Genomic DNA, 12,934 nt, shown 5'->3' on the forward strand with positions numbered 1-12,934 from the left:
CCTATGACACTCGCCATAATGCAGCCGTATTTCCTGCCCTACATTGGCTACATGCAGTTGATGAAGGCCGTCGATACGTTTGTTCTATACGATGACGTAGCATTTATTAACCGGGGCTGGATTAATCGCAACAAGCTGCTTATAAACGGGCAGGAGTACCTGTTCACGGTGCCGCTCAAAGACGCCAGTCAGAACAAACGAATCAACGAAGTACACCTGGCCGATGACCCGAAGTGGCGGGGTAAGTTGTTGAAAACCATTGAACAGGGGTATCGCAAAGCTCCTCATTATGAAACGGTAATGCCGCTAACCGAAAAAATTATCAATTTTGCGACCGATTCCATTGCCGACCTGGTTCATACAAGTTTGGTTGAGTTGAACCAATACCTCAACTTACAGACGCAGTTGGTACCGTCGTCATCGATTTATAACAACGCCGACTTGAAAGCCCAGGAGCGTATTCTGGATATTTGCCGACAAACGAACGCCACACGGTATATCAACCCCATTGGCGGCACTGAATTATACGACAAACCAACCTTTGCCAATGCCGGAATCGAACTCAACTTTATCAAAGCGAAACAGGTCATATACAAACAGTCGGTGCGGGCAACCGACAACAGCGAATTTATTCCGTGGCTGTCGGTTGTGGATATTCTGATGTGGTGCGACGTGCCGACGGTGCAGGCAATGCTAACCGAGTATGAACTTTTATAAGCAGTGGATAGGTAGCTTCACTCATTCACGCACTAAACTATGGCAAACGTTATCATTTTTGGGGTAATGGACACCGCCGAACTGGCGCATTTTTACCTTACCCACGACTCCGAACACGAAGTAGCTGCCTTTACGGTAAGCCGCGAGTATATGAACGGGCAAACTGAGTTTCGCGGTCTGCCATTAGTGGCGTTTGAAGACGTAGAAACCTTGTTTCCTCCGCAGGAATACAAATTTTTCGCGCCAATGACGGGCCGGAACATGAACCGCAACCGGGAACGTATCTACCTCGAAGCCAAAGCAAAGGGCTACGAATTTATCAGCTACATCAGCTCAAAAGCTACTCTCTTCGGTAATCAGATTGGCGAAAATTGCTTTATTCTCGAAGATAATACCATTCAGCCGTTTACCACCATTGGCAACAACGTAGTGCTGTGGAGTGGCAATCATATCGGCCACCACGGGCAAATTAAAGACCACGTTTTCTTTACTTCGCACGTAGTCATGTCGGGCCACTGTGTTATTGAGCCGTATTGCTTTTTCGGTGTCAACAGCACCATCCGCGATTTTCTGCACATCGCCCAGGGAACGCTGGTTGGCATGGCATCGGCCATCTACAAAGACACCGACGAGTGGGGTCTGTATATCGGCAATCCAGCCAAAAAACTCCCCAAACCCAGCTACGAAGCCTATTAACCCATTTGTCTCTGAAAAAGCTGTTATTCATCGGCCATGATGCCAATCGGGCAGGGGCGCAATATCTGCTGTTGCACCTGCTAACGTATTTGCGCGAAACAGGCATGCAAACCGGCCTGGTATTAAGTGCCGACGGGCCACTCATGGCCGATTACGAACGCGTTACAACCGTTTACCGGGCTTTTGCATCAGGTAAGGCAAATCAGTCGGCTGGGTTGCCGAAACGGTTACTGACCAAAATTGGGCTTAAAACCACTGCCAACGGAGCCGATAATCTGCCACGTCTGGCAGAGTTATTGCAAACGTTGCGGGCCGAACAATACGATGCTATCGTAGCCAACACGATTGCGAATGGCGGATTGCTGCGACTGCTCGAACCGCTGGGTTTACCATTTGTGCTGTATGTACACGAACTCGAAACATCGATTCAGATTTACACCCGCCCCGACGACCTGACGTATGAACTGACGTATGCAGCCCACGTTTTCTGCGGCTCCGAAGCGGTACAGCAAAACTTGATTCGGCACCACGGCCTGAACACGGCCAACACGTCGGTGCTGAACTCGATTATCCGCACCGAAACGCTGCTGACTAAGCTACACGCCGTTGATCGACAGGCGGTTCGGCAGCGATTAGGTATTTCAGCAGATGCAGTGGTGGTGGGCGGTTGCGGCAATGCTGAGTGGCGCAAAGGCGTCGATTTGTTTTTGCTGGTGGCCCGGCAGGTACTGAACCAGCGACCCGACATGCATTTTGTGTGGGTGGGCGTACCCGATGCTGGCGAAGAAACCCGTCGGCTCCGCTACGACCTCGACCGCATGAACATGAACGACCGGGTGCATATGCTGCCGCCGGGTGGCGATTATCTGGATTATGTAGCCTGCTTCGACATATTTACGCTAACCTCACGCGAAGACCCCTACCCGCTCGTTATGCTGGAAGCCGGGCTGAACCACAATCCGGTGCTAAGTTTTGCCGGGTCGGGCGGTAGCTCCGATTTTGTTGGCACCGATACGGGTTGCCTGATTCCATATGCCGACTTGTCGGTAATGGTGACTGCATTAATTCGACTGGCCGATAATTCCGACGAACGAATTCGGCTGGGGGCTGTGTTCTACGACCGCGCCCTGGCTCATGATGTAGCCGTACTGGCTCCGAAATTATTGGCTGACCTTGACACATTCGTTTTCCACCAACCTTCATCTGCCCGCTATGGTAATCGGTAGCGGGATGATTGCCCAACGATTCAGCGACTATCATGCTAATGATAACGTCGTAATTTTTGCATCGGGCGTATCGAATTCCAAGGAAACGCGTTCTGAACCATACGCCCGCGAACGGCAGTTGGTCGAAACTACGCTGGCGCAGGCTGGTGAGCGTCTTTTCGTGTATTTTAGCACCGGCAGCATCAATGACCCCACCGAACAGGGGTCGGCCTACGTAGCCCACAAGCTGGCAATGGAAGAACTCATCAGCAGCCGGGCAATCCACTACCTGATAGTTCGGGCGTCGAACGTGGTGGGTGGCCCTGGTAATCCGCACACAATTCTGAATTATTTTTGGGAACGGATTCAGCAGGATGAGCCATTTACCATCTGGCAATATGCCACCCGCAACCTGATTGATCTGGATGATTTATATGAAGCCGTGACACACTGCATAACGAACCCGGCCCGCTGGAATCAATTAGTCGTCATCGCTAATCCGTACTCGGTCAGTCCGCTCCAGATTGTTGAGGCCATTGAAATGCATACAAACCGGAAAGCGCGGTACGAACTGATTGCGAAAGGGCTTCCTTTTTCATTTGATACGTACATCCACGATTTAATACCCATTAATGATGCCGACTGGCAACCGCACCCTTATTTATTGCGCTTACTTCGGAAATATTACCTATGACACTTGTCTTTACCATTTGTTCGATTAACTATCTGGCTCAGGCCCGCACGTTAGGCGACTCGCTCCGGCAAACAAACCCTGATTATCAGTATGTAATCGGTTTGGTTGATAAGCTGAATGTAGCGAATTTGCCCGATGAACTGATGCCGGAATATACCATGCTGGAGGTCGACAAAATTGGAATTCCCAACTTTGCGGCCATGTGCGACCGGTATGACATAACTGAATTAAATACTGCCGTTAAACCTTTTTACATCGATTATTTCTATAAATCATATTCAGAAGTCACTAAAATTATTTACTTTGACCCTGATATAATCGTTTATCAGCCTTTAACCGGTTTGAATCAGGCATTGGAGCAGCATAGTCTCGTACTAACGCCCCATACCTGTTCGCCAACACCCGACTGGGAACGGCCCAATGAGCAACATCATTTGAATACAGGTATTTTCAATCTCGGATTCATTGGTTTGCGAAATGACGGCACGGCCCGGTCGTTTGTCGACTGGTGGAAAGACCGTCTGGTATATGAGTGCCGAATTGACCTGTGTGCGGGCCTGTTCGTTGACCAGCACTGGGTTAATTTTGCGCCCGTGTATCACAACAATGTGCTGATTGAGCGGCATTTAGGCTATAATGTAGCCTACTGGAATTTACACGAACGGCAGTTATGGCAACATGTAACGGGCGACTGGATGGTAAATGAGGTAGAAAAATTACAGTTTTTTCATTACAGCGGTTACAACCCTGATCGCCCCGATGAGGTCTCTAAGTACCAAACCCGTTATACGTTCAGCCAACGGCCCGATGCCCGACCGCTGTTCGAGTATTACCGGGAGCGGCTGCTGGCAAATTTTAATACCGAATACCGACGGTATCCATGTGTGTACATTAAGCCTCCGAAGGTATTACTGTACCAGCGGGTGCGAAAGGCGATCAACTCGCCCATTAATCAACTTATCGCGTTGTTAGAATCAAATTGATATGGCTTCGTGGCCGCGCTTTCGGGCACTCTGGATTTATCGATTTCATAAATATACCCATCGATTGGGTAAGGTTTGGTCGTTTCTACGGAAATACCTGTATCTGCGTCTGCTCAAAGCCAGATTGGGTAATCGCAGAATAGTCGCCATTATTCTATCCGAACAAATGGGCGACATTATTGCCTGTGAGCCGGTTGCCCGCGAGGTTCGTCGGCAGCATCCGCATGAATACATCATCTGGGTCGTGCGGGAACCTTACCTCGAACTGGTCCGGTATCATCCCGATCTCGATGGCTTCCTGATTGAAAAATGCCCCAGCGAACGCGATTGGCTTTTGAAAGCCGGTGTTTATGACGTGGTGTATAACATGCACATTTCGCATCGGAAATGTCGCTACTGTGGGGGCGATCCGGTAAATCCAACCGCCGATAAGCTTGGGCTTACGTTCGATAATTATTACGATCAGGGCGATCTGTTGTATGTTTTCTCACAGGCCGCAGGTCTTCCCGCCCTTACCGACGATCCGAAGATGTACATACCCGACTCCGTTCGCAGTCAGGTAGCATCGCTCCATTTACCTCCGCGTCCTATCGTTATTCACTGCCAATCGAGCCACGTACTGCGCGATTGGCCTGCCGAACATTGGAATCAGTTGGTGAGCTGGCTGTTAGCCAATTATCCGCACTCAATTGTCGAAGTGGGTTTACAGCCGGTTGTTAATCTGGAGCACCCCCGCTTCCGAAGTTTATGCGGTCAGTTGAATTTACTGGAAACGGCGGCTGTTATTGAGCAGGCCCGCTTATTTATTGGCATCGACAGCGGTCCGGCACACATGGCTAATGCAGGTCATATAGACGGTGTTATTTTATTGGGCCAACTGTTTAATTTTGTGCGTTATTTGCCTTACTCAGGCCGTTACAAGCGTGGCGACGGCGTTACGATAGTAAACAATATTGGTCATCCCTGCGCCGAACTTCCCTATGCCTGGGTGCAACGGGCAGTGGAGCAGCGGCTGGGTCAGCCCAAATTAGTATGATGAATAAATCAGCGGCACAAGTAGCCGTCGTAGTACCCGTATACAAAACGCAACTAACCGCCTACGAACGCATCGCATTAACGCAATGCGTTCGTATTTTAGGTAGCTACCCCATTATTTTAGTGGCTCCGCATGGGCTTTCTATTTCCGAATACCGAGAAATATGCCCAACTTTGACGGTGCGAACGTTCGATAAACACTATTTTGCCAGCATACAGGGATACAATCAACTTATGCTGGCTGAAGAATTTTATCAGGCGTTTACTGACTTTACCTACATGCTGATTCATCAGTTAGACGCTTTTGTTTTTCAGGATGAACTGGCGGAATGGTGTCAACGCGGCTATGACTACATTGGTGCCCCCTGGCTGCGCGACCGTGATTTCACTAATTGGGGCGACGCTACCTGGTTTCGAACCAAACAATTCATAGCCACACTGCTTAACCTGAAAAAGCCAGACGGCATCACACCACGCGAAATCATCAGTCTCAACGCGGTGGGAAATGGCGGCTTGTCGCTCCGGCGCGTTGCAACCATGATTACGTCGTTGCGTCGGTTTAGAAGTCGGCTCAACGAATACCATCAAAATCATCAGGATCAGTATAACGAAGATGTTTTTTGGGGTATAGAAGTAAATCGCTACTGGCCGTTTCTACGTATTCCATCGTACCGAACGGCACTGCGCTTTGCGGTTGAGTTTTATCCACAACGAGCTATTGAAACATATAACAAAGGCAAGCTTCCATTTGGATGCCATGCCTGGGATATTCACGGAACTGATTACTGGCGGCCTATTTTTGCCCGGTATGGTTACCAAATTTGAGCGAACAAATGATTGCATCGGAACGGCCAACGATCTCGATTGCTATGTGTACATACAATGGCAGCGCACATCTGCCAGAGCAATGGCAGAGTTTGATTGACCAGAAACAGCATCCCGATGAGGTGGTCGTCTGCGATGACCAATCTACCGATAATACAATCGAGATACTTCAACAACTTGCTGCCGAAGCCCCTTTTCCGGTTCATATCAGTCAAAATTCAACCCGGCTGGGCTTTAATAAAAATTTTGAAGGTGCCCTCTCTGCGTGTACGGGTGACTTGATTTTCATCTGCGATCAGGATGACCATTGGTTGCCTGAAAAAATCAGCCGAATGACTCAATACATGATTGATCATCCTGAAGCGCAGCTAACGTTTTGTAACAGTTGGGTTACTGACGAAGACCTGAACGGGCGTGAAAGCCGGTTTTGGGAATGGATTCGATTTGATAAACAGGCACAGAAACGCTGGAAATCAGGCGATATGATGGATGTTATGCTCGACGGTAATCGAGTTATGGGCTGCGCAACCGTTATTCGACGCACGTATCTGGCAACCATTCTGCCTATTCCAACCGAAATTCCGGGGTATATTTATGACGGATGGATCGGTTTGGTTGGTGCTGCCGAAAATACGATTCATTTTTTAGACATACCCCTCCAGCTTTATCGTACACACGGCCAACAGGAAGTGGGCGTGCGCGTGGAAGAGCCAATGGAGCGTATTCGCCTGCGCGACCGCCTTAGCCGGCATCGGGCCAAAAAACTGGCTCCACTACGCGAGAAACAGGCACAATTGACTGTGATTAATCGCCTTCTATCGGAACGAGTATCGCCCGATGCGCCGGGTATCCCACTGTTACGCAGGCGGTTATCCCATTTCACCATGCGTTCCTGCCTGCCACACGACCGAATCAAACGGCTTGGCCCCGTGCTGAACAGTTTGCGTCAGGGTAATTATAAACGCTATGCCGATGTTGCCGCCAATTGGTATGCGCCTTATCTGGCCGCTTTGGGCGATTTGCTTGAATGAGTTAGTTTTGCGCCTACTGTGTTAGTAACGATTTGTAACATCCGCCAACTGCCCCAGGCATTTGCCCTCGGCGACAGTTTTATTCGACAGACGCCCCTGCAAACCGGCTCGTCGCCCGCCGTACTCATTGGTCTGGCCGACGACCCGGCCCGTTTACCGGCTAATTTCGAGTCGCCCTTTCCACTCGTACCTGTCAGCAACTTTCTCTCCGACAGTCAGTTAGCTGACTTGTCGGCAGCCTATACGCCAACTGAATTTGCGGCTGCCTGTAAACCAGCCTTTATTGCCGATGTGTTTCAACGATACGCTGATGTCGACGACGTTATCTATGCTGATCCAAACATTTTCTTTGTCAGTAGCACAATCCTAATAACCGACCGGCTTCGGCAAAGTACCCTACTGCTCACGCCCTACGTGACGCGTAGTCCGGGCGACGGCTTATGGCCCGACGAAAAGTTTTTTCAGAACGTTGGCCTGTACAATGCCGATTTTCTGGCTTTCCGCCGGTCAGATGAAACCGCGCGAATGCTGACTTGGTGGCAGGACCGCACCACAGGGCGCGCCCGTATCGACTTCTGCGAAGGGCTTTGTACCGACCAGATCTGGTTGATGCACGTACCTGTATTTTTTCGCGACGTACAGATCATCAAAAATCCGGGCTGGCACACAGGCATCTGGAATTTGCCCGAACGCCGGTTAGACAAAACGCCTGAGGGCTGGGTTGTTTCAGTACCGGCAGAGCAGAATCAGCCGCTGTTGTTTGCCAATTTCAAAGGGCTATACAACCGAAATGAAGGCTTTTTCCCCCATCAGACCCGGCTCAGTCTCGCCAGCCGTCCCGATGTTCGCACCCTGCTGACCGTTTATCAGCAAGCATTGTCGGTGCACCTGCATCCGGCCCTTGCTCAGGTAAGTCCCGCCCTTGGTCAACGTTCTGAACCCGTGATCTTACGCGGCTGGCGGCATACGCTCGTGCGCTCGTTACGAAACATGGTAAAGTACGTAAATCAGGTTCCCCTTCCTGCCGTTCGGTAAGAGGTTGACGCGGAAGTCAGGAGCGTATCTGGGTTTTATTAATAAAAATCGTACTTTTGCAGACACGATTCTATGAAAAATACAAACGTTACTGTTTGTAGGTTTTCTTTTTCATGAAAGTACTTTACGACCATCAATCGTTCACGGGACTCAGTTACGGGGGCGTTTCCCGGTATTTTTTTGAACTGATGCGTTCGTTCTCGAAACGATCCGACATTGCCTTTGAGTTATCGTTACGATTATCAAACAACGAGTACCTCGATCAGGTATCGTTCAGCAGGCATATGCGCTACCGCAGCCTTGCCCGTTCAATGAATGTTAATCGACTGGCTTCGGCCCTTAATCGGCAGTATAGTCTGAGCCGAATTCGGTCGGGGAATTTCGATGTTTTTCATCCCACCTATTACCACCGTTATTTCCTGAAAGCCATTGGCAATAAGCCATTTGCGGTTACGTTTCACGATGCCACGAGCGAACGCTACGGCGAATTGTATCCCGACCTCGGCGAAGGCTTATACGACGTAAAAAAACAACTAATGCGTCGGGCCGACTGCATTATCTCGGTGTCGGAGTTTTCCAAGCAGGAGATTCTGCGCTACTTCCCTATCGAACCCGAAAAAATCCACGTCATTCATCTCGGCACAAGTCTGGCCGAACAGGCCGCTTCAGTAAATTCAGATCCGGCGTTGGTGCCTTTTTCGTATTTGCTTTACGTTGGCAAACGACCTTTGTACAAAAACTTTAACGGGTTTTTCCGGGCTGTTCAGCCTGTGTTGCAGCAGCACCCCGATTTGCATTTGGTCTGTGCTGGCGGTGGGCCTTTTAGCCGCGACGAGCAGGGTTTGTTTCATGCGGCCCGCTTAGCCAATCGCGTCCATTACCGCCCCGTTACCGATACCGGGCTGATGAATCTGTATAAACATGCCGAGGCATTCGTTTTTCCGTCATTGAATGAAGGATTTGGCATTCCTGTTCTCGAAGCGTTTAGTGGCGGGTGCCCGGTTATTTTGAGCGACCGCAGCTCACTGCCCGAAGTAGCGGGCGATGCTGCCGTTTATTTCGACCCGGAAAACGACGATTCGATAGCGCAGGCCGTTGAACGTGTATTGACTGATAAAGCACTTCAGGATCAATTGCGTCGGCGCGGCACCGAGCGACTTTCGCATTTTTCGTGTGAGAAAACCGCCCGGCAAACGCTGGAGGTCTATCAATCCCTCTGCTAATTCATCCATGACCTCAACTCACGCATCGCTCCAGGCGTTTGTTACGCAGCCCTATCAGCCACAGCCAGCCCTGTCGGCCAACGGGCAGTCGTTCCCGAAACTGACAGTCGTAACGCCCTCGTATAATCAGGCAGTTTATCTGGAACGAACGATCCTGAGCGTATTGAATCAGCAGTATCCGAACATAGAATATTTTATCATAGACGGCGGTTCGACTGATGGGAGCGTCGATATTATCAGGAAGTACGAGCCTTATCTGGCCGGGTGGGTGAGCGAAAAAGACAAAGGACAGACCGATGCTATTAATAAAGGCTTTCGGCTGGCTACCGGCGATTTTGTAGCATTTCAGAATTCCGACGATGTGTATGCGCCCGGAGCCTTCCACCGCGTAGCCGACGCCTGGCGCATGGCTCCCGAAACCGATGTTTTTTTCGGCGATATGTACATTACCGACGAAGAAGACGTTGTTCTGGAAGAAATGCGGGCACCGTCGTTCTGCGCCGAATGCCAGATCTATGAGGGTATGCAGGTGTTTAATCAGTCGTTGTTTATTCGCCGAAGTCGTTTGGAGCAGTTTGGGCTGCTTGACGAGAGTCTGCGTTTTGTGATTGATTATGAGATTATTGCCCGGCTGGGCGTTCAGGCGGGTGTCCGGTTTCGGCATGTTGATGGCTTCTGGGGCGGTTTTCGCATACAACCCGATGCCAAATCGTCGAACATTGCCGCCACGGTGGGCATTCAGGAGCATCAACGCGTGAAAGAACGCTACGAGCCTATGCTTCGCACATCGCTTGGTGCATCGTTCTGGCAGCGATATTGCCGTATCCGTAAATTAATGACATTTGTATTGAAGGGTGAATTTGGCTACGTCCGGCATCGGCTGCAACTGCGGCAGGGGCGGTCGTAACCAACGCGCTTCGCTTCGTTAACCATATTGACTACGCATGAAAAACCTGATCCGAATCCTGCAAGACCTTGACTATATGCGGATGGTAGTAGGCATCTGCATCCTGGTCGATGGGTATCCGCTGATTTTCTTTTTCCGCGAAACGCTCAAGCTGGCTCCGGGTAGTACGGCGTTTACGGCGGCTGTGTTTGCGATGGGCTTAGTGCTGATGATACCTTTTACGGCACTGCGACGGCTCTACCGGCCCAACCTGACGATGTTCTGGATGAGCATTACGTTTCTATCGCTCAGCATTTTCTATATGTACGCCTACAACGGCGTTCCAGGCTTTGAAGATCATGACCGGGAGATGATTTATTATGCCTACACGCTCATTTTCCTTCTGCTGCTCATTAATATTCCGAACGATATTATTCGGGTTTTTATACCGGTAGTAGTTATATTCACCCTATTCTCGAATCTCGGCCTGATTTACGCGCTCATCACTGACCCGACCTGGGCCATTGGGCAGCGGGCCACCATTACGCTCAACAACGGTGATGCTGGTTCAGGCAACCCGCACGCATTCTCCCGGAATGCGTTTATGGGCTTCATCGCCTGCGCTATCTGGCTGGTTCAGCCCAATACTAACGTTCTTTTTCGGCTATTATCGGTATTTGCTGGGGCTATTAATCTGGCGGTTCTGGTACTGACGCAAACCCGGTCGGCTATTGTGGCTCTGATTCTGGCCGCTGTATTCTTTTTTGCGTTCAACGTCAGAGCGGCCCAAATCCGTACCGCCGTTCGGAATTTGGTAAAACCCATTCCGATTTTGATGATGGTTGTGGCGGTTGTCGTCATTATTATGTTCTTCCGAAGGTATTATAGTGTTTATGCTATTCTGGAAGGATACATCGTCGCCTTCGCCGAGCGAAACTTAGAAAATATCTATGCACTGGTCGGAGTAGGCACCAAAGAAGGCTTCCGGGCTACCCTCGATGACTCGGCGGCCAACCGGTCTGTTAGTGCGCAATTTTTTTCCAATGTGCTCGGCGGCCACCTGCACCGGCTGATACTCGGTTATGGATACAAATTTCTGTATCTGGACGTACCGGTTATGGAAGCTTTTGTTGATTTGGGTATTCTGGGTTTTGTGCTGTTCGGGGGCGTAAATCTGCTCACCATGTATTACGCACTCGGTATTATGCGCCGAAATCCGAACCCGCTCTGCACGTTTCTGGCCTACTTCTACATGCTGATTCTGGTGCAGCTATTTACCAATGGCCGACCGTTCGAGATTTCGTTCTGGTTCCCGCTGGCTCTGATGATTCGGTTTATGGGCGTCGATCATTTGTTCCCGGCCCACCTTCAAAATCACCCCGTTCCGGCTCCCACCGAATCTTTTGACGTTGTTCCAAAACCCGCCTGATGCGCATTCTGATTGTTCATAACATCCTGTGGGCGCATTATAAATCGAGCGTTTTTCAGGCACTTCAACAACGTATCGATCAACAGCCCAAAGCGTCGCTGATGGTGTTGCAGATTGCCCGTAACGAACGGTCGCGGGCAGGTTTGGAAACCGCTACCGACAGCTCAACCCCGACGTACTCTTATCGATACGAACTGCTTTTCGACCGGTTTATAGAAGACGTGCCGCTCCGCGAACGAGCGTTGGCACTGCTTGGCCGGGTGCAGGCGCATCGGCCCACGGTGATATTACTGACAGGTTATTACGACCCGGCGCAGTTGCTACTACTATTATGGGCGAAGGCAATGGGCATTCGGGTGATTATGCAGAACGAAAGCACAGCCGCCGACCAGCAACGGGGTGGCTGGAAAGAGCAGTTTAAACGCTGGATTCTGCAACGCTGCGACGGTTTTTTCTGTTTCGGCAACCAGTCGGCTAATTACCTGCTGAAGTTGGGTGTGCAGGCCGATAAAATTCTGCTTCGCAAAAACGCGGTCGATAACCACGCGCTTCGACGTGCTTATGAAAAGGCACTCGTCAGCCGGACAGAACAACAACAACTGTTGGGCCTGCGAGCCAGTAACTTCGTGTTTGTTGGCCGACTGATTCCCGTTAAAAATCTACCTGCTTTAGTCACGGCCTTTGCCGATGCCCTCCAGAAAACCCAGCACTCGGCAAACTGGGGTTTGGTACTGCTGGGTGATGGCCCCGACGCCGATACACTGGCTAAACAGATCAGCGCGCTTGGCCTGGCCAACGCCGTAAAACTCCTGCCCGGTCGGCCCTGGCATCAGGTGCCCAACATACTGGCGTTGAGCAACGTATTGGTGTTGCCAAGTTTGTCGGAACCCTGGGGATTAGTCGTCAACGAAGCGATGGCGTGTGGCCTGCCCGTTGTGGTATCTGACCGCTGCGGCTGCGTACCCGATCTGGTGCTGCCCAACCAAACCGGTTTTGTGTTTGACCCGGCTCAGCCCGAACAGCTAACCCGGCATATGCTGGCTTTTATGAACAACGAGATCGACATAAGCCGGATGAGCCGGGCCGCCCAGGAACGCATTGCGCCCTATGCGCCCGAAGCCGTAGCGCAGGAAATGCTGGCCGGTTTTATGAAAGTCTCAAACTAAGCGGTTATT

13 protein-coding genes are annotated in these 12,934 nt (G+C 50.6%); all 13 read left to right on the forward strand.

The genetic code is table 11. The features are described 5' to 3' along the window. Positions 1-3 precede the first annotated feature (3 nt). The 13 genes from AWR27_RS10260 to AWR27_RS10320 all read left to right on the forward strand — a co-directional run bounded on the left by AWR27_RS10260 (position 4) and on the right by AWR27_RS10320 (position 12,925). Positions 4-717, forward strand: coding sequence for a WbqC family protein (locus AWR27_RS10260; RefSeq protein ID WP_077131093.1), 714 nt, complete (start codon positions 4-6; stop codon positions 715-717). Between the two features lie 39 nt (positions 718-756). Further along, positions 757-1,413, forward strand: a complete 657-nt coding sequence (locus tag AWR27_RS10265; RefSeq protein ID WP_077131094.1) for an acetyltransferase — start codon at positions 757-759, stop codon at positions 1,411-1,413. A gap of 5 nt (positions 1,414-1,418) precedes the next feature. Continuing rightward, positions 1,419-2,639 carry a glycosyltransferase family 4 protein gene (locus AWR27_RS10270; protein ID WP_232326029.1) on the forward strand — a complete coding sequence of 407 codons (1,221 nt, stop codon included), beginning with the start codon at positions 1,419-1,421 and terminating at the stop codon, positions 2,637-2,639. Continuing rightward, positions 2,626-3,312, forward strand: coding sequence for an NAD-dependent epimerase/dehydratase family protein (locus AWR27_RS10275; protein ID WP_077131095.1), 687 nt, complete (start codon positions 2,626-2,628; stop codon positions 3,310-3,312). The genes AWR27_RS10270 and AWR27_RS10275 overlap by 14 nt, the downstream gene beginning before the upstream one ends. After that, the gene (locus tag AWR27_RS10280; RefSeq protein WP_077131096.1) at positions 3,309-4,295 is read left to right on the forward strand and encodes a glycosyltransferase family protein; all 987 of its coding nucleotides are present in this window, start codon (positions 3,309-3,311) and stop codon (positions 4,293-4,295) included. Before AWR27_RS10275 ends, AWR27_RS10280 begins: the two co-directional genes overlap by 4 nt. A 1-nt stretch (position 4,296) precedes the next feature. Continuing rightward, positions 4,297-5,331 (forward strand): glycosyltransferase family 9 protein, encoded by a 1,035-nt coding sequence (locus AWR27_RS10285; protein ID WP_077131097.1) that lies wholly within the window; start codon positions 4,297-4,299, stop codon positions 5,329-5,331. Beyond that, positions 5,328-6,155 (forward strand): DUF5672 family protein, encoded by an 828-nt coding sequence (locus AWR27_RS10290; RefSeq protein ID WP_077131098.1) that lies wholly within the window; start codon positions 5,328-5,330, stop codon positions 6,153-6,155. Before AWR27_RS10285 ends, AWR27_RS10290 begins: the two co-directional genes overlap by 4 nt. Before the next feature lie 8 nt (positions 6,156-6,163). Beyond that, entirely contained in the window at positions 6,164-7,186 is a 1,023-nt protein-coding gene (locus AWR27_RS10295; RefSeq protein ID WP_077131099.1) for a glycosyltransferase, read from the forward strand. Between the two features lie 18 nt (positions 7,187-7,204). Then, positions 7,205-8,221 carry a hypothetical protein gene (locus AWR27_RS10300; protein WP_077131100.1) on the forward strand — a complete coding sequence of 339 codons (1,017 nt, stop codon included), beginning with the start codon at positions 7,205-7,207 and terminating at the stop codon, positions 8,219-8,221. 113 nt (positions 8,222-8,334) lie between these two features. Then, positions 8,335-9,444 carry a glycosyltransferase family 4 protein gene (locus AWR27_RS10305; protein WP_077131101.1) on the forward strand — a complete coding sequence of 370 codons (1,110 nt, stop codon included), beginning with the start codon at positions 8,335-8,337 and terminating at the stop codon, positions 9,442-9,444. Positions 9,445-9,451: 7 nt separating this feature from the next. After that, the gene (locus tag AWR27_RS10310) at positions 9,452-10,351 is read left to right on the forward strand and encodes a glycosyltransferase family 2 protein (protein ID WP_077131102.1); all 900 of its coding nucleotides are present in this window, start codon (positions 9,452-9,454) and stop codon (positions 10,349-10,351) included. 37 nt (positions 10,352-10,388) lie between these two features. Next, positions 10,389-11,759, forward strand: a complete 1,371-nt coding sequence (locus AWR27_RS10315) for a hypothetical protein (protein ID WP_077131103.1) — start codon at positions 10,389-10,391, stop codon at positions 11,757-11,759. Then, positions 11,759-12,925, forward strand: a complete 1,167-nt coding sequence (locus tag AWR27_RS10320; RefSeq protein ID WP_077131104.1) for a glycosyltransferase — start codon at positions 11,759-11,761, stop codon at positions 12,923-12,925. The genes AWR27_RS10315 and AWR27_RS10320 overlap by 1 nt, the downstream gene beginning before the upstream one ends. The last annotated feature ends 9 nt before the right edge of the window (positions 12,926-12,934 follow it).

This window comes from Spirosoma montaniterrae, assembly GCF_001988955.1.
In the GTDB taxonomy this organism is placed as follows: Bacteria; Bacteroidota; Bacteroidia; order Cytophagales; family Spirosomataceae; genus Spirosoma; species Spirosoma montaniterrae.